Origin of the sequence: Streptomyces achromogenes (genome assembly GCF_030816715.1) — a bacterium.
GTDB lineage: Bacteria > Actinomycetota > Actinomycetes > Streptomycetales > Streptomycetaceae > Streptomyces > Streptomyces achromogenes_A.
Genome location: NZ_JAUSYH010000001.1, coordinates 73,528 through 90,518, shown reverse-complemented (window position 1 = coordinate 90,518; position 16,991 = coordinate 73,528). Strand labels below are relative to the sequence as shown.

The window sequence follows — 16,991 nt, the reverse complement described above, 5'->3', positions numbered from 1 at the left end:
CTTCGCCGAGCTGCTGCAGAAGATCTACGACCAGCCCGGAGCGTGGGAGGACACCACTCTGTAGACCCCGGGCCACGCGCCGCCGGCTCAAGCGGCTCGGCAAGGAAGAACGGCGCTTCCGCAGCCGTCGGTTGGCCGTGACCCGTATACGGTGCCCTGCCACTACAAGGAACCGGCCAGGTCCTCTTTTTTTCGGGCCTCGGCGGCTAGAATATTCCTTGACACGAATATTCTAGGTAGAGAATACTTCTTCTCATGGACGCACTTCTCTCCGCGCTGGCCGACCCGGCCCGCTGGCGGCTCGTGGCACTGCTGGCCGAGCGGCCCCGCTCGGTCGGGGTCCTGGCCCAGCTCGCCGGGGCGCGGCAGCCGCAGACGACCAAGCATCTGCAGGCCCTCGAGCGTGCCGGTGTCGTGACCTCCCAGCGCACCGGCCAGCGCCGCGTCTACGCCCTCCAGCCCATTCCTCTGCGAGACCTCGCCACGGCTCTCAACCGGCTAGCCGACGCCGCCGACGAGGCCGGCACGCGCGAGACCTACGACCGCTACGGGCTCGACCTGGACGCCGAACGATCAGCAGCGCAGGAGCCCGGCTGGGCCGACGGCCGCTCGTTCGCCTTCCGGCGGTCACTGGCCGCGCGACCCGATACGGTCTGGCGGCACCTGACCGAGGACTCGCTGGCCGCTCGCTGGTGGGCGCCGGACGGCCTGCGTGTCTCGGAGCTCGTGTTCGAGGCCCGGCCGGGCGGGCGGATCGTCCTGGAGTACCGGGAGGACGAGGACGCCGACGACTCCGCCGCGGTCGTCGGACGCGCCCGGGGCGCCGTCGAGGAGGTCCGGCCCGCCGAACGCCTGGCCTACCGGCTCTCCCCCTTCCTGCCCGACGGCGGCCTCGCCTTCACCGGCCATCTCGTCTTCGATCTCCGGCCTGCCACAAACGGCACCGACCTCGAAGTCCTCTACCGGATCACCGACAGCACCGTCGAGTCCGCAGACTTCGTCGCCGGCATCGAGATCGGCTTCGGCCAGTCCCTCGACCGGCTCGCCGCCCTCGTGGCAGCCGCTCCCCACACCACCGAATTCACCGAGCACGACCCTGACACAAGGAGCACGACATGACCGAGCAGACCACCGGACGCAAGGTGACCGCCAACCTGGTCATCAGCCTCGACGGCCGCTACCACGGTGCCGGCGGCCCCGCCGATTTCGCCGCGTTCGCCGCCTACGCCACCTCCGACGTCTCCCGCGACCAGATGACCCGCATGCGCGAGAACGCCACCACCGCGCTCCTCGGCCGGGTCCTCGCCGAAGGATTCCTCGCGTTCTGGCCCTCCGTCGCCGCTGACGACAACGCCGACCCCCGCGACCGCGAATACGCCAAGTGGCTGGTCGACACCGACAAGGTCGTCCTGTCGACCACCCTGACCCAAGCGCCGTGGGAGCACGCCCGCATCGCCAACGGCCCCGTCACCGACGTCGTCGCCGACCTCAAAGCCGACGGCGAGGGCGACATCCTCGTCAACACCAGCCCGAGCCTCACCAAAGCGCTGCTGTCGGCCGACCTGATCGACCGGCTGTACCTCATCGTCATCCCCGAGATCGCCGGCGGCGGCCTGCGCCTGTTCGACGACGGCCTCCCCGCCTCGAAGTGGAAGCTCACCCACCAGGAGACCGGCGACCTCGGCGAGATGGCCCTGGTCTACGACCGGCTCCGCTGACCCTTAAGGCCGTCGCGCGATCCCACGCGGGCGGCCAAGTTTCACTGGACGAAGACCGCCGCGCCCTGTCGCTGCTGTTCTGGGCGCACGTCAACCCCCATGGCTCGTTCACCCTCGACATGAACAGCCGCCTGTGGTCAGTTTGAGGGGTTGATCGGGATCACCGGCGCGAGCGGACTCGCACGGTGTCAGCGACCGTCATGCCATGCTCTCCTGCGGCTCAGCCCATTCTTTGCTGGCTCGCCTCCCCACTTCGCTGGGGGCTGCTGCCTGAAATCGCGAACTCGCGTGCGACTGCAATCGCGTGTCATTTCAGCGACCAGGGACGTCGCGAAGGAGGCGGCCACTGGATTGCGTCCCCCTGCCTGCCGCTGGCCAGGCCGGCCCCAGGCTTGGCTGCGGCTTGCGTACCACCTCGACGGTGTCGCCCTGGAGCAGCGTGGAGTTCTGCCACTCGACGGACGTCAGGGTCCGAGAGGCCACGTGCTTGTGCATGCTGTTCATCCGGTGGGTGAACGGGTTGCCGACTCGGTGGTCGGCCAGTACGACGCGAAGCCGTCGTACGTCTTGCGGCCGAGCATTGGTGAGAGCGCGCGAAGTAGAGGGGGAGCGGTGGCAGCAGAGAGTGACGGCTGGGCTGGCATGGGCTGGGACTGGACGGATGCCGAGGACATCCGCCGGCGCCTCGACGAAGGAGCCGATCCGGAGAGATGGAGCGGGGGTAGGCCCCTGCATCGGGCAGCGGCGTTCGGCTCCCCGGAGGCCGTTGCGGAACTGGCCCGCCGGGTTGCGGATGTGGACGCGCTGGAGAACGGGGTGACGGCACTGTGGGAAGCCGTCATGTGCAGGAAGCCGGAGAACGCACGAGCGCTCTCCGCCGCCGGGGCCGATCCCTGGCGGCTGTCGCTCGGTGGCTGGTCACCGGGGCGGCTGAGCCTGGCCGGACCGACGTCGGAGCTGTTTCCGGTACCGGAAGGGGTATCCCTGACCGACACCGAGCGGGCGGCAGCGCAGGAGGCCCATCGGCTCACCACGGCATTGGGCGAGTTCTACTACGACGGCACGGGCCTGGCCTGCGTGGCCGGTATCGACGCGGCCGAGGCGGTGCGCCGTCTCAAGGCGACGCCGGTGGACGGCGAACTCATCGACGAGCTGCTGGAGGACCCCTACGCGTACGACATGGACGAGAGCCTGCAGATCATCGGCGTGACGTCCGTGCCGGGCGGCTGCGTCGTCACCCAGCCCTGGGCATACGCGCCGCAGATGCCGGGCGTGCTGGCCCGGTTGTCCGACGGCACCCTTTGCTACGGCCTCTACGCCAATCCCAAGAGCGGCCATCAGGGCAGCATCGCCCGTCATGGAACGATCGAGGGCTCAGACCTGCACCCGGGCGGGGGACCGGACGAGGACGACACCTCCGCGGAGGTGCTGGCCTCGTACCTCTACCAGCACAACGCCGTCGCCTACGCCTGCGCCTTCGCAGGACTGCGTCCGACCGACAGGCGCGCCGTGGCCGGACCGCCCGATGTGTGGGTCGAACTGCCCCGCCGCGACTACTGGAGTCACTGACTCAGAGAAGAGCTGTCATGACTGTGGTGGAACTGCCGCGCCCGGCCGCCCTGAGCGCGCGCGGCTCTTTCCCGACCAGGCGGAGGCGGTCAAGCGGCTGGTACGGCATCTGCGGCGCGCCGGGAAGCGGGGTCTGTTCGTGTCGGCGACGGGCACCGGCAAGACGCTGGTGTCGATCCGAACGGCGGACGAACTCGGCGCGCGGCTGGTGCTGTTCGTGGTGCCCACCCTGGACCTGGCCGCGCAGACCGCGCTGGCGTGGCGGCGGGACGGCCACCTGGAGCACATGGTGATCGTCTCCGCCCTGGGCACCAGCGGCTGGGACGACCTGGTCGCGGCCCGCGTCATGTCGACCACCGACCCGTACGCGCTGGGCGGGCTGGCGTCGGTGATGGGCCAGGGTGAGGACCAGATCCCCGCTTTGACGGTGATCTGCACCTACGACTCCGTGAACAAGATCGAGGAAACGCAGAACACGGGGGCGGGCTCGTAAGCGGGCTTCGTGGACCTCGGGTGGGCTGATTTTGTTCGCTTTTCTTGGTGGCGTGACCGCCTGGCCGGGGTGGTCACGCCTGAGGCCGAGGTAGCCGTCGTCCAGGAGCACTTCCACGTCGGGGCGAGGACCACCCCCACACCCTCACCGCCCGGAGCGACCTCGCCCTATGGCGCGGGCGGGCGGGGGACACGGCGGGGGCCACGCAGGAATTCGACGGCCTGATGAGGCACGCGGTGCAGGTGCTGGGTGAGGACCACCCCTCCACCCTCACCGTCCGGGGCAACCGCGCGAGTTGGCGGGGGCAGACGGGGGATGCGGCCGGTGCCGCGCAGGAGTACGCCGACATTCTGGATCACATGGTGCGGATGGTGGGCGAGGACGACCCCCGCACTCCCTCCGTCCGGACCCACCTCGCCTCGTGGCGTAGAGAAGGAGGGAGGACGCAGGACGTCGGGTGATGGTGTTCTCGGCTGCGACGGCCGCACCGGGGTCGCCGGGTGGGCTTGCCGGGGGCACGCCGCGAAGGGTGAGCAGCGCGTCGATCGTCGTGCACCCGCCCTCCAGCACGGGCGGCCGGAGGGTCTCCGTGCACTGGCGGGGCCGAGACGAGACCCTCGGCGCTGCCTTCAGCGATCACGATCTGGTGGTGTTCCTCGAGGGCGCGGGTGTCCAAAATCCCGACAGCATTCTGGATGACGACCGGTGGATCGAGTGGCGCGGTGGGCGTGCGCGTCAGTGGAGTGCCGTCTGAGCCCCTGCGGGAGCGGCTGCGTGCCGGGCGGGGTGCCGGGCGGCCGCCGTGTCGGCCGGCCGTACGGGGGCGACCGCGCCGTCCACCGCAGGGTGCGGCCCTCCGACGCCGAGGGCTCCGCATGGTCCTATGGGCCCACGAGCTTCACCAGGCCGCGCCGGCGAGGTTGAACACGCTCTGCCTGACCGGGCCAAGGTCCCGGTCCAGGCCCAGCCATGGCCAGCCGCCTTCTGACGTGTGGCCACCACCTGTGGCAGCACTGTGACGGCATCGTCGACACCGTCTGGCATCCGGCCGCCTTGGGAGGTGCCGGTGGTCTGGACGGCTCCGCGTCCCGGGCTGTGCAATACCCGGCGCCGAAGCGGGGACGTGGACGCAGGGGGCCTACATGTCCCGTATCGACAGGGTCTTAGAGGTCGTTTTCTCCCGTTGTTTCATCCCGGAATCTGCTGTTTGGTCTGCGGTTCCGGGTCGCGCCAGGAGATGGTGTTCTCGCTGGTGAGGCGGCGGGCCATGAGGTCGGTCATGGCGATGTGGATCATGGCTTCGGATCGGTGCGGGTGGGTTTCGTAGTCGCGGGCCAGTCGGCGGTGGAGCATGAGCCAGCCGTAGGTCCGCTCGACCACCCACCGCTTCGAGATCGGGACGAACCCCTTGGTGCCGGGCTTGCGTTGAGTGATTTCCATGTCGATGCCGAGGGTGGCTGCGTGCTCGACGAGGTGCTGGCGGTAGCCGCCGTCGACCCACGCTTTGCGGATGCTGGGATGTGCGGCGGCGACCTGGTCCAGGAGCTGGGTGCCGGCGATGGAGTCCTGCACGCTTGCCGCGGTGACCAGCACGGCGAGCACAAGGCCGATGGTGTCGGTGACGATGCTCCGTTTCCGTCCGACGATCTTCTTGCCGGCATCGATGCCTGGCTGGTGGCGAGCACGCTGGTGGAGGTTTTCACGCTCTGCGCGTCGATCACGCAGGCCGACGGTTCGGCCTCCCGGCCTTCCTTCTGTCGTAAGAGTTGCCTGAGCAGGCCGTTGAGCTGGGCGAATACGCCTTCCTGCTGCCACCTGGCGAAGTAGCCGTAGACCGTGTTCCAGTGCGGGAAGTCGTGCGGGAGGTAGCGCCACTGGACGCCGGTGCGGTCCACATACAAGATCGCGTCCATGATGTCGCGCAGGTCGTGTTCCGGCGGCCGGCCGAAGTCCAGGGCCCTGCCACGGCGCTCGAAGCGCCAGGCCGCCAGGACCGGCTCGACCAACTCCCAGCGGGCATCGGACAGATCACTTGGATAAGGACGTCGGCTTGGCATGCCTCCGGCGTACCGCCGCTCAACGAGTGCGCCCAGGCGCACAGCAATGACGACGGAAGCACGCAGCCTGGGAAGCCGGGCATCCTGGGAGCTCCGGGGCTGTTGCGGCCACGCTCGTCGGATGGTGGCTGTTCCGCGGTATGTATACGCTGATCGACGGTGCTACCGAAGCCGACAGTGCACGCAACCCTCTCGCGGGAGTCCCCTATTACTGGGCAGCCAACGCGGCAGGCATCGTATTCCAGCCCTTCGCTCTGTGGGCGAGCCTCAGACTGGCCAGAGTCCGCGGTAACCATTTAGCGATCATCATCAGCGCATACGTGTGGGCCACGATGACCACAGGACACCTCGTCGACTCGCCGCCCGGCCCGTGGGTGGCCGTCCTGTGGGTGGCCGTCCAGTCCGCAGCCACGACCGGCGCCTCGCTCCTGCAAGCCGGGCTCATGCCTGCCAGCACACAGCCCAGAGAGCTGTCCTCTTGACCTGCCGCCCGATGAAGGACATTGAACCGCTCCGGGATCGGTGGAGGCTCTATGCGTTGACTCCAGCCACCGGTTGGGGCTGGTGTTGAGCGTAGTGGTTGGTCTCGTGTTCGCGTGGCGGGACGTCTCCGATCGCGGAGTGGAGGCGCTGGTTGTTGAACCAGTCGACCCATTCCGCGGTGGCGAGTTCGACGTCGGCCAGGCCGTGCCAGGGCCGACGGGGCTTGATCAACTCCGTCTTGTAGAGGCCGATCTGGGACTCCATGAGCGCGTTGTCCAGGGCGTCGCCGACGGTGCCGATCGAAGCATCGATGCCGGCCTCGAGGAGATGAGCGGTGAACGCGAACGACGTGTACTGGGCGAGTTCAACCAGTCGTTGCAACACCGGGCTGTTGCAGCGAGCGTAGCTGTTCTTCGAAGACCTCGGTCGGCGTCCGCCAACCCAGGACTTTGCGGGGCCGGTTGTTGATCGCCATGGCGACGGCTTCGAGTCCGTGAACGACCAGCGGGAGAGATCGGTGCCCTTCGGGAAGTACTGGCGCAGCAGCCCGTTCGTGTTCTCGTTCGTCGGTCGTTGCCGGGGCGAGTGCGGATCGGCGAAGAACACCTTCGTCCCGGTATCGAGGGCGAACTGGGCATGAGCGGAGAGTTCCTTCCCGCGGTCCCAGGTGAGGGTTTTGCGTAGCTGCTCAGGCAATTGCGTCATCGACGTGGTGAGCGCTGTGTTCATCGCGATCGCGCCATAGCCCCCGAGCGAGGGGCCGTTCTTCACGGGCGGCTTCTCGCCCCAGCCCTCGAGCCGGGGCAGGTGCACCAGGAGCGTGGAGCGGCTGCTGCGCTCGACGAGCGTGCCGATCGCGGAGCGGCCCGTCCCGATGATCAAATCGCCTTCCCAGTGTCCGGGGACCGCGCGGTCCGTGGCCTCGGCGGGGCGTTCGCTGAGGACGACGTCCGCGGTGACATGCCCCTGCGGTTTGTTCTGCGACCGTGCACGGGGAGTCCGCAGCGCCCGGCCGGTACGCAGACACGTGACCAGCTCCCGCTTGAGCGCGCCACGGCCCTCGATGAACAGCGCCTGGTAGATCGCTTCGTGGCTGATGCGCATGGACTCATCATCGGGGAAGTCGGCATGGAGACGGTGCGAGATCTGCTCCGGGCTCCATGCCGTCGCCCATCGTCTGTCCTGCCGGTGTGGCTTGTTCAGCCCCTTCCATGCGGGCGTCCTGGGTCCGGGGACGATCGTGTTGTCGGGGCGGCGGATGCTGTCGGCGAGCCGGTCCTGCACGTACTCACGCAACCTGTCGTTGCCTGTGAGCTTCGCGGTCTTCGGCCGCTTGGCGGCCTGCTGTGCTTTCCACTGGGCGACCGTCGCGCGGTACTCCTGCTTGCCGCTGCGCGTGGCGGCGTTGCGGCGCAGTTCGCGAGAGATCGTTCCGGGGTCACGCCCCAGGGCGCGGGCGATCTCGCGCACGCCCTTGCTCATCGCCCTGAGGATCGCGATCTCCTCGCGCTCTTCGAACGTGAGGTACCGGCCCGTGGGCTCGGCCAACGAGATCGGCATGCCGCCAGCGTGACGAAACCACCTCGCACCCACCGGCCACGACACGCCGACCGCCAACGACGCCTCCACCGTCGTGACCCCCGTGGCGATCAGTCGCCAGAACTGGCGCTGCACGACCCGAGACGGATCAGGCCGCCCCGGCGAACGCATCGCCGGCCGCAACGCACGGTCAGCGCGCCACTGCCGACGCCGCCCCTCCGGCTGGTCTTCAAACTCCAGTCCGCCGTAGCCACGTCGCACACCTCCGAGATCAGGGTGTTGCGACGACCAGTTGAATCCACCCTGGCTGCCCGCATCCGAATGATGAACCAGCCCTGGACCAGCGGGAGTTCCGGCACGATCCCGGCGCTACAGTGCCATGTCGAGGGCGTCCAGGACGAGCTTGGCCCGCTTGTTGGTAGAGGCGGACCAGCCGACGATCGCCCGGGAGAACACATCCACGACGAACGCGACGTAGACGATCCCGGACCAGGTGGCGACATAGGTGAAGTCGGCCACCCAACGCTCGTTCGGACCAGACGCGGTGAAGTCGCGCCTGAGCAGGTCAGCAGCCCGCTCCTGGCCGTCGTCCCGGATGGTGGTGCGGATCTTCTTCCCGCGTCGGGCGCCCTCGAGGCCGAGGTCGCGCATCAGCCGGGCGACTGTGCAGCGAGCCACCGGTATGCCTTCGCGGTGCAGCTGCCGCCAGACCTTCCACACCCCGTAGACGCTGATGTGCGTCTTCAGCTCGGCGTCACGGACGGCCCGGGTGCTGGGGGTGCGGTTCTTGGCGGCGTAGTAGGTGCTCGTTACGATCTTGAGCCCGTGACCGGACAGGACACGGCAGATCGGCTCGACTCCGAACACCTGGCGGTACTCGTCGATGAACGCTACGAGCGTTTCGACGGCCGGTCGAGCTCGGCCGCGAAGAAAGCCGACGCCGCCTTCAAGATCTCGTTCGCCCGCCGCAGCTCGGCATTCTCGGCCCGCAGCCGCTTGATCTCAGCAGCTTCCTCGGACGTGACACCGGGTCGCTGACCGGCGTCTACCTCAGCTTTGCGGACCCAGGTCCGCACCGTCTCCGCCGCGCCGATCCCCAGCTTCGCCGCGACAGCCTTCATCGCGGCCCACTCGGTCGGGTAGTTCGGACGGATCTCCGTGACCATGCGCACCGCACGCTCACGAAGCTCAGCAGGGTAGGGGGACGGACGTGCCATGACTCGATCCTCTCAGGGAATCGAGCCTCCATCAGACCCGGAGCGGTTCAGCCAACGCGTTCCTGAGGGAGACGGTCCTGGGGCGGCCGGATGACCACGCTGAGTTTCTTGAAGCTGATGTCGGCCTCGTTCGGCTCTTCTGACTGACCAAGCTCGAGCCGGCGCGCCCACGGAGTCATTTGAGGCCGCGATGTCAGCGAGACGGCGTTCCGTCTCGGCGGGTACGTCGTCGTTGGCTGTGTGCTCTTCGAGAACGCTGACGAGGCGTTCAACGCCCGTGACCTCAGCGCGGCAACGACGATCTTCTCCGCCGACTTCGTGAGCCACCCGTTGGGGACCGTTGGCGTCGACAGCGTTGTGAAGGCGTGGAGCGGGCTCCATGCCTCGTTCCCGGACATGCAGGTCATCGTCGAGGACATGCTCGTGGAGGCAGACAGAGCCGCAGTCCGTACGAGCCTGCATGGCATCCCGGCGGAAGCTGAGGGACAGGCTCTCCCTCTCCCCTCGATGATGGAGATCTTCCGGGTGCGGGACGGGCGCATCGCCGAGCTGTGGGGGCCTTTCTTCACTCTGCCGCCCCGGACCGATGAGCTCAGCGCTCAGCCTTCTCTGGGAGTGTGGGCGGAATGGGCGATGGGGCCGGGGAATGTCAACGGTCCATAGTCAGGATGGGGCTCAAGCCGGGGTGCACTCGCCCAGGGGCAATGGTCGTGATGGTGTACTCGGCAACGTTGTTGAGGACGAAGGGGTCCTGCGCCACGATCCGTTCGATGGCCGGGCGATCAACGCCATGCGCGATGATCACGCCGCCGATCGAGGTGGGGATGGTCTGTCCAGAGACCAGGAAGGTGCCGTCCTCGTGGTGTCGTTCCAGATACGCGACGTGGTCGCGGATGAAGGGATCCGCCTCTTGTTCCGTGGCCGTGTAGTGCAGTGTCAGTAGATGCAGCATGACCCTCTCCAGTTGAGTCGTGACCGGACAGGATCATGCCACCGCGTTCCGTTCGGGCGGGACCCGCGGATCCGGCGGAGGCTGGTATGCGGCTACCACGGCGGCGGATCGGAGGAGCCGGTCGTGTTCCGGGGCCGCTTGTTGGGGCGGTAACTGGGGCCGTTCATGATGACCTGGTGGCTGGCGTTGATCAGCCGGTCCAGCAGCGACTCGGCGACGACCGGGTTGGGGGCGAGGGGATACCAGTCGCTGGGTGCCCGGTTGCTGGTGATGATCAGGGACCGGCCCTGCCGTTCGGAGACGAGTTCGTAGAGGTCGTCGGCCTGCGGTGCGCTCATCTGACGCATGGCGAAGTCGTCGAGGATGAGCAGGTCGGGGCGAGTGAGTTCGCGCATGCGCTTGTCCCTTGCCGGAGCGCCGTACCAGGGCATCGACGTCGACCCGAACGCGGTCTTCCTCAACTCCACGGACCCGGCGGCCTACTGTGACGGTGGCGCCGGCGGTACCGGCGTCCTCAGGTTCGCCTCACCCTGCTGGACCGAGGCGGAACCGGCTCGATTCGAGAGCACTTCGGTCGGAAGGGCTGTCCCACCCAGGGGGTGTCGACAGGAGCATCGGCCGGTGCTTCGCGCAAAGCGGGGTTCCCAGGTGGTAGCTGCGTGGACGGCGTTGTCACGTTGTTGGCTGTGACTGCCTGACGGCGCGTCGGGACAGGGTGGGCTTGGGAGCTGGGCCTGTGCTCAGGCCGCGGTGGCAAGGCCGGCGACGCCGGTGATCTGCTCCCAGATTGCGAAGCGGACGGTCATCTCGGCGCGGTAGTGGTGTGCGGGCATCAGGTGGCGGCGGGGCCGGAAGTGGGGCGAGATGCCGCTGAACGCGGAGAGGAACCGCTGTGCTCCGCCCACGGAGCGGAAGCCCTTCATCGCCCGTTCCCGCCGCCTGGTGGGTTGGTGGCTGTTCTCCGCCCGGTTGTTCAGGTACTTCGACTGGCGGTGCTCGACGCAGGCATGACCTCGCGGCGGGCAGCGCCGTAGGAGCGGAGCTTGTCAGTGACGATGACCCGCGGCACCACCCCGGTCCTCTTCAAAAGTCTGCGGAAGAAACGCCTGGCCGCGGCCTTGCCCCGCCGGTTCTGCACCAGGATGTCCAGGACGTTGCCATCCTGGTCGACGGCCCGCCACAGGTACTTCCGTTCCCCATTGATCTTGATGAAGATCTCGTCCAGGTGCCACTTGTCCCTGGGCTGGGGCTGTCGGCGGCGCAGCGCGCCTGCGTAGGCCTGCCCGAACTTGGCGCACCAGCGGCGGATCGTCTCGTAGGAGACCGTCACGCCGCGCTCGAGCATGAGCTCCTCGACCTCGCGGAAGCTGAGCGGGAAGCGGTGGTACAGCCACACACAGTGGGAGATGACCTCGACCGGGTACCGGTGCCCCTTGTACGACAGCGACGCGCTCCCCACGGACGACCCTTCCCAGGCTGATCAACCAGAAGATCATCCCACCGGTCAGCCAACGTGACAGTGCCCGAAGAGGCCTTCGCCTACTCATAGGCCCGAGGTGCCCCCCTTCTTAACAGAACACTCAAGATTCTTTCCGGGCTCCGTCACGACCGCGCCCAGGCTCTCGAGCACCCGTACGACGACAGACCGGGGCACCCGGCCTCTGGCGTCCGCCCGTGCACCCGGCATGACCTGCAACGGACTCGGGACTTCGCATGGAACTATGTGCTGCTCTGGGACGCGGAGGAGGAGTCCGTCGTCCTGACGGTCCGCCTGCCGTCCGTCCTGGAGACGAGGTGCCGTGAGGGGCGGTCAGCCGGATTGATGATCCCCTCCCGCGCTCGGAGTCAATGCTCCCACTCGGGAAACAGCAGGAACCGGTCGAGACGGTCGAGGTGAGCCGACTCCCCGGTCCCGATCATCCGCACGATCTCCTTCGGAAGGTGCTCCTGGTCGAGGCCGAGCAAGGAAGCAGGCCGGTCGGTCGATTCGTTGCCACCGGTGTCGCCGTCGTGGAGCAACATGCTGGGGAGAAGCGCCCCTCGGGCCTCCGTAGCGGCTTCCTCGGTCAGCAGCGGGAAGATCCTGACAGGAGCGCCGAGCCGGTCCCAGCCGAGGTGGTCGAACAGGCCCGGATCCAGCTTCAGGGAGAGGTCGCCGGTCAGACGGCCGACGCGTACGGCAAACAGCGGCCACCGGGTTCCCGGCACCGAGATCAGCACTGTCGTGTGCTGACAGAGGGCCTGGAGCCGCGCCCACGCCTGTCGGGTGCGGTCGCGCACGGCTTGCCGGGCGAGCGCGATGTTCGGGCTGTCCCCCGTGTCGACCAGCTTTCCGATCAGGACCGGCGCCAGGAGCGTCCAGGCGATCCGGTCGGGAAGCAGCGCTGCGTCCAGGTCTCCGGTCGTCTCCGCGACCAGCGTGGTACAGGCGCTGAAATCCGCCGGACGCTCGAAGAGCCGCTCTCGGAAACCTCCGCTGCGACCGGGGAGGATTGTCGTCAGGTCGGCGAGCGTCGCCCCGCCCTCGCCCGGATCGAGAAGGGCGTCGACGGCCTGCTGAAGCAGGGCCCGCTCATGACTGATTATGTGCGACGGAGTTTCGAGGGTGATCAGCCGACGAACTCGGGAGTTGCGGAAGACGATCTGCCTGTACGGGTTGTTGAGTGCGCTGCCGCGTATGCGCCCCTCGTGGACGATCACCGGGCGCAGGTCGGCAGGCAGCACCGGAAGTCTGTGCAGCAGTGCGCCCCGGGGAGGGTCCTGCCCTCGCCGGGAGAACATCAGTCGCACCGCCTCCGCCCCCGTGCACAGCCGGTCCTCGTCGTGGCGGGGCTCCGCCCCCGCGGGCGCGAAGACGAACTCGTCGCGGTCGTCGTCCCTGACGACGTGACACCGTTCGTGGATGATGTCGGCCAGTGTCCCGCGGTCAAGGCCGAGGGCATCACTCAGACGGTCCTTGTACCAGGGATGAACCATGGGCGCGGCCAGCTCGATGCGGCCCATGCGTCGGCGCCGGACCTTGCTGTCCGTCACCTCCACCCCGCACTTTGGGCAGACCTCACCCGCGTGACGTGCACCCCGGAGCCTCCTGCAACGGCACTCGTGGTCGCGGACCGGTCCGAAGACGCTCTGACAGGCCAGGCCGGCTGGCACCAGCAGCCGGGTCCGCAGGTCCACTGTGTCACCGTTCCGCACCTCGCCGAAGGACGCGGCGAGGACCTGCTCGTCATCGATGGCCCGGAACGACAGCCGATCCCCGTGCCACACGGGCTCGATGCAGGCGGCGCGCAGCAGGCGGCCCCAGTTGCGGACGGCCTCGAGCGGTGCGGACTCCAGCGCCGATGCTTGCTCGGACGGCGGCGTCGGGATCTCCCGGAACGAGGTCCCGCCCTCGACCAGGAGCTGGTAGAAGCCGAGGCGCCCGTCGACGAAGTCACTCCGGAACACATGGATCTCGAAGGCGGTTCGGGTCGCGCCGTGTCGCAACAGCCACGCCAGATCCGTTAGCCGGACCGGTTGCCCCGGATCGCTTGCGTCGGTCCATACCGGCAGCTGCGTGACCATGGAGTACGAGCCGGTCGCCCGGGCGCGGACGACGGCTCGGGAGCGCTCGTCGGGGCGGAGCCGGACACCGACGGTCCTGGTCGGCTCTCCGCTCGCCCAGGGATGGTCGGGGCCGACGAGTACGTCTGTCCCGTGGCCGTCATGGCTGCCGCACACCACCACGCTGGACCCGTCCGGGCCGTGCAGGACGTCGCCGGTCTCCAGGGGGTCCGTCGTCGCCAGGCTGATGCTGATCCTGGCGCGTTCGTCGGGGCGCAACACCTCTTCCTGGACCACCCGTTGCGGATGCCAGGCGACCTCGAAGGGCTCGGACGCCGCCGTACTGATGTGCACACTCAGCACCCTCGCGGGGTGTCGGCCGGACCAGCGGAACGACGCGTCCCGGCGATCGGGGGACTTCTCACCGAAGACCGCACGCAGCAGCCGTTCCTCCTGGGTCAAGCTCTCCTCGGTGCGGGGTGTGCTGATACCGACCAGAAGATCACCCGGCTCGACTGTCTCGCCGGGCAGCACGATGCCGTCCGAGGCGAGCGCCCCGCACAGGTCGGGCTTCACCTGCGGCGGCTCGGCGGTGAGCTCGTCGGGCCCGAGCGGGGTCACACGTAGGGATACGCCGACGTTGTCCAGGCCCGAGCCGGAAAGGGTGCCGGGCCTGGACAGGTCCAGTGAGACCAGTGCCGCATCGCCCCGGAGGTTCGGGGACACGGCCACCACACAGGGCCGGTACAGGTCGGCGCCGCGGGCGAGGCCAGCGTTGTCGTGCCGCTCGGCGGCGAGGGCGTAGCCCGCCCTGCGGGCGAACCTTGCGCTGAACCCGTCGGTGTACCGGCGACGCCGCTCGGGGCGGCGGATTCCGGCCTGCGCGGCGATGACGGTCCGCAGCTCGGATCCGGCCGGGCGGTTGCGGCCGGTGACGGCGCGCCGGAAGGCGGCTTGCAGGATCCGTTCGACGTCGGTCTGCCGGTCGTACTGGGGGTGATCGGCGACGGCGACGAGTTGCCCGGTCGGCCGGTCCTGGCCGTGCCGATCCCGGATATCACTGACCCACAGCATGTCCGGCAGGTCAAAGACGAGTTCGTCGTCCCGCTCGGTCAGCCCCAGCATCAACGGCAGCTGCATCAACTCCAGACACTGGAGGTCCGCCGGCTGCCCCGGCCGGCGGATCCGCAGCTCGAGGGTGAGCGGGACCCGGCAGTCGGAGGGGTGCACGCCGCCTTTCTGGATCTGCCACCACAGGCTCAACGTCACCCGGGTTCCGCACAGGTCGCAGGTGACGTACGCGGCTGCGGTTCCGCATCCGTGACACCAGCGCCCCTGTGCGGGCAGCCGGCCATTGCCGGACATCGCTCCGCAGTCGCAGGCGTGGTCGAAACGGGCGGCGTGCCCTTGCCGCCTCCCGCACGAACAGGACCACGTACCCAGGTGGTACCCGGTGAGGTCCACGTCGACCGGTGGCTCTGAAGAGTCGTCGTCCGTCAGCCGCATCGGGAACAACCGGTGCAGGGCCTGCTCCAGGCCGATCTTGCGCCGGTCGGCAGCGGGCACGTCCAGCTGGAGGAAGTCGGCGAAGCCCTGGCAGTGCCGCCGGTGCAGGGACGCGTGCGCGTCGTCGCGCTCCGCCGACCGCTGGCGGAAGAGCAGCCGGGCGTAGCGCAGCAGGTCGGGCCGGGCCTGGCTGAAGTACTCCAGGCCGAGGTCGAGGTCGTCGCGCAGAGCGAGCACACCGAACCGTGCTAGGCGAAGCTCACGGAACTGCTCGTCAGTGAGGACCTCGTGCACCTCGTCGGCGAGGTCGTCCTCCACGGTATAGCGCACCACGGTGGAGAGCGCGTAGTCGCTGCGGTGCGAACGCCACTGCCGGGCGTCCTCCGCCAACTGCTTGCGGTACGTGCCCTGCGCGATCCCTTCGGCGACGCGCTCGCGGAACGACGGCACCTAGCGCTTCTCCCGGAAGTATTCCCTGAACCGGTTGTGACAGAAGGTGTACGACTGCCTGCGCTCGCCGGTCCGCAACAGGAACCGCTGCAGGTCACGCACCACCTGCTCGAGCGTCCCGCCGGTCAGGCCAGAAATACGGAGCAGGTCGTCGCGGTGCAGAGGACCGTACGCCTCCAGGATCATGCCGAGCACCTTGTCGTGCAGACCGCTGTTGACGGAGCGGTGGAGCTGATCGAACTGCTCGTCGAGGTACGAGTACAGGCCGTTCGGGGTCCGTCGGATGTTCTGCGGGGTGAGCCTGCCTTGTTCCACGTCCTCGACCAGGAACCGCAGATAGAACGGGTCTCCCTCGGAGACGTCGTGCAGGGCGTCGACGAAGCCGGGCCGCTGGCCGAGGGCGGCACCGGCCGGCCCGGCGTGGTGCAACAGCAGCTGCCGGACGGCGTCAGTGTCCAGGCCGCTGAGCGTCACCCGCAGACCGATGCCGTCCGGTGTCAGGCCCACTTCTTCGAGGTAGGACCGGTCGCCCTGGGACCGGGCCGAGAGAAGGACGAACAGATTCTTCGGCAGGCGCCGCGGGAGGAGACCGCGCAGGAAGCTGGGGTGCTCATCCACCTCGTCGATGGCGTCCAGAACCAGCACGGTCGGGTTCTCCCGGTCGCTCTCGACCACTTCGAGGAACCGGTCCGTCAACGCGCGCCCGCCGATGGGGGCGGCACGGTGCGGGTCGAGTTGCTCGCACAGGTTGGAGAGCAGATCGTCGAGCCGGGTCGGGTCGAAGGCGCTGCCAGCCGTCTTGTAGCGCTGACTGATGAAGTGGTAAAGGTAGCCGGGCTGTTGCCGGACCAGCACGGCCAGCAACGACGTCTTGCCGTACCCGGAAAGCCCGTCGACGAAGACGTATCCGCGGTCGTGCCCGTCGATGTGGTCGCGGATGGCGCTGACCTCGCTGTCGCGGCCCGCGAACTTCTCGGTGTGGTAGTCGAGCAGGTGGTGGAAGAACCGTCGCGATCCACCGGACGACGAACCCGGCGCTTCGGGCGAGGGAGGGGCCGGAGTGTGTCCCGTCTCCCGTGTGAGAGCGCTCGCCCAAAGCTGCCGGACGCTGTTCACCACAGCCCGTTCGTCGCGCCCGGCTCTGCGTGCCAGGACGGTGGCCACGGACACGACAGCTTCGGCCCGGCGTGGAAGAGCGGGCTCCGACAGGATCCTGCGGACGGTGTCCCCGCTCGGCGCGTCCGGCAGGAAGTCGTCCTGTTTGATCTCGTCCGAGATCTCGTCCGTAGCCGGCGCGCTGGCGTGTGCGTAGAGCTCGTACAACAGTGACTTGAGTTCGCCAAGAGGGCCTGGGGCGACGACTGGAGGCCGGACGGGCCGTGGCCGTGGGACGGGCCGTGGCCGTGGTGTGCGCCGCTCCGTGTTCTCTTCGTTCGTCACTGACCAAGCATCGCGCAGAACTTC

12 protein-coding genes and 7 pseudogenes are annotated in these 16,991 nt (G+C 68.4%); 7 read left to right on the top strand and 12 right to left on the bottom strand.

The window, feature by feature from the left end; translation table 11 throughout:
* Positions 1–255 precede the first annotated feature (255 nt).
* Positions 256–1,119, top strand: a complete 864-nt coding sequence (locus QF032_RS00420; protein WP_307054293.1) for a metalloregulator ArsR/SmtB family transcription factor — start codon at positions 256–258, stop codon at positions 1,117–1,119.
* Positions 1,116–1,718 (top strand): dihydrofolate reductase family protein, encoded by a 603-nt coding sequence (locus tag QF032_RS00415; protein ID WP_307054290.1) that lies wholly within the window; start codon positions 1,116–1,118, stop codon positions 1,716–1,718. Before QF032_RS00420 ends, QF032_RS00415 begins: the two co-directional genes overlap by 4 nt.
* Before the next feature lie 422 nt (positions 1,719–2,140).
* Here QF032_RS00415 and QF032_RS00410 read toward each other — a convergent pair.
* A pseudogene (locus QF032_RS00410) lies at positions 2,141–2,299 on the bottom strand (dihydrofolate reductase family protein); the annotation flags it as partial.
* Between the two features lie 31 nt (positions 2,300–2,330).
* Here QF032_RS00410 and QF032_RS00405 point away from each other — a divergent pair.
* Together QF032_RS00405 and QF032_RS00400 are read left to right on the top strand one after the other, a co-directional pair.
* The gene (locus tag QF032_RS00405) at positions 2,331–3,287 is read left to right on the top strand and encodes an ankyrin repeat domain-containing protein (RefSeq protein ID WP_307054288.1); all 957 of its coding nucleotides are present in this window, start codon (positions 2,331–2,333) and stop codon (positions 3,285–3,287) included.
* A complete protein-coding gene (locus QF032_RS00400; RefSeq protein ID WP_307054285.1) occupies positions 3,244–3,780 on the top strand; it encodes a DEAD/DEAH box helicase in 537 nt (178 codons plus the stop codon). The genes QF032_RS00405 and QF032_RS00400 overlap by 44 nt, the downstream gene beginning before the upstream one ends.
* On the opposite strand, the pseudogene QF032_RS40525 reads toward QF032_RS00400, so the two are convergent.
* A pseudogene (locus QF032_RS40525) lies at positions 3,769–3,903 on the bottom strand (transposase family protein); the annotation flags it as partial. The gene QF032_RS00400 and the pseudogene QF032_RS40525 overlap by 12 nt on opposite strands.
* Before the next feature lie 101 nt (positions 3,904–4,004).
* On the opposite strand from QF032_RS40525, the gene QF032_RS00390 reads away from it, so the two are divergent.
* Both QF032_RS00390 and QF032_RS00385 read left to right on the top strand, forming a co-directional pair.
* Positions 4,005–4,241, top strand: coding sequence for a tetratricopeptide repeat protein (locus QF032_RS00390; protein ID WP_307054283.1), 237 nt, complete (start codon positions 4,005–4,007; stop codon positions 4,239–4,241).
* Positions 4,242–4,309: 68 nt separating this feature from the next.
* Positions 4,310–4,534 (top strand): hypothetical protein, encoded by a 225-nt coding sequence (locus tag QF032_RS00385; RefSeq protein ID WP_307054281.1) that lies wholly within the window; start codon positions 4,310–4,312, stop codon positions 4,532–4,534.
* A 434-nt stretch (positions 4,535–4,968) separates the two neighbouring features.
* Here the strand turns inward: QF032_RS00385 and QF032_RS00380 are convergent.
* The 5 genes and pseudogenes from QF032_RS00380 to QF032_RS40855 form a co-directional block, all read right to left on the bottom strand.
* Positions 4,969–5,837 (bottom strand): annotated as a pseudogene (locus tag QF032_RS00380) (IS5 family transposase).
* A gap of 531 nt (positions 5,838–6,368) precedes the next feature.
* Positions 6,369–6,623: pseudogene (locus QF032_RS00375) on the bottom strand (integrase core domain-containing protein); the annotation flags it as partial.
* A 61-nt stretch (positions 6,624–6,684) separates the two neighbouring features.
* A pseudogene (locus tag QF032_RS00370) lies at positions 6,685–8,030 on the bottom strand (IS30 family transposase).
* A 198-nt stretch (positions 8,031–8,228) separates the two neighbouring features.
* On the bottom strand, positions 8,229–8,726 hold the full coding sequence (locus QF032_RS40860; RefSeq protein ID WP_307054279.1) for an IS3 family transposase: 498 nt from the start codon (positions 8,724–8,726) through the stop codon (positions 8,229–8,231).
* A gap of 23 nt (positions 8,727–8,749) precedes the next feature.
* On the bottom strand, positions 8,750–9,076 hold the full coding sequence (locus QF032_RS40855) for a transposase (protein WP_282704309.1): 327 nt from the start codon (positions 9,074–9,076) through the stop codon (positions 8,750–8,752).
* 240 nt (positions 9,077–9,316) lie between these two features.
* Between QF032_RS40855 and QF032_RS00355 the strand changes: the two genes are divergently transcribed.
* Positions 9,317–9,739 (top strand): ester cyclase, encoded by a 423-nt coding sequence (locus QF032_RS00355; protein ID WP_307054277.1) that lies wholly within the window; start codon positions 9,317–9,319, stop codon positions 9,737–9,739.
* Here QF032_RS00355 and QF032_RS00350 read toward each other — a convergent pair.
* From QF032_RS00350 to QF032_RS00330, 5 genes and pseudogenes are all read right to left on the bottom strand, one after another.
* A complete protein-coding gene (locus QF032_RS00350; protein ID WP_307054275.1) occupies positions 9,726–10,028 on the bottom strand; it encodes a YciI family protein in 303 nt (100 codons plus the stop codon). The two genes, QF032_RS00355 and QF032_RS00350, sit on opposite strands and share 14 nt — an antisense overlap.
* 92 nt (positions 10,029–10,120) lie before the next feature.
* Positions 10,121–10,432, bottom strand: a pseudogene (locus tag QF032_RS00345) (ATP-binding protein); the annotation flags it as partial.
* 336 nt (positions 10,433–10,768) lie between these two features.
* Positions 10,769–11,487, bottom strand: a pseudogene (locus QF032_RS00340) (IS6 family transposase).
* Between the two features lie 386 nt (positions 11,488–11,873).
* Positions 11,874–15,527 (bottom strand): hypothetical protein, encoded by a 3,654-nt coding sequence (locus QF032_RS00335; RefSeq protein WP_307054271.1) that lies wholly within the window; start codon positions 15,525–15,527, stop codon positions 11,874–11,876.
* The gene (locus tag QF032_RS00330; protein ID WP_307054269.1) at positions 15,528–16,850 is read right to left on the bottom strand and encodes an ATP-binding protein; all 1,323 of its coding nucleotides are present in this window, start codon (positions 16,848–16,850) and stop codon (positions 15,528–15,530) included.
* Positions 16,851–16,991 lie beyond the last annotated feature (141 nt).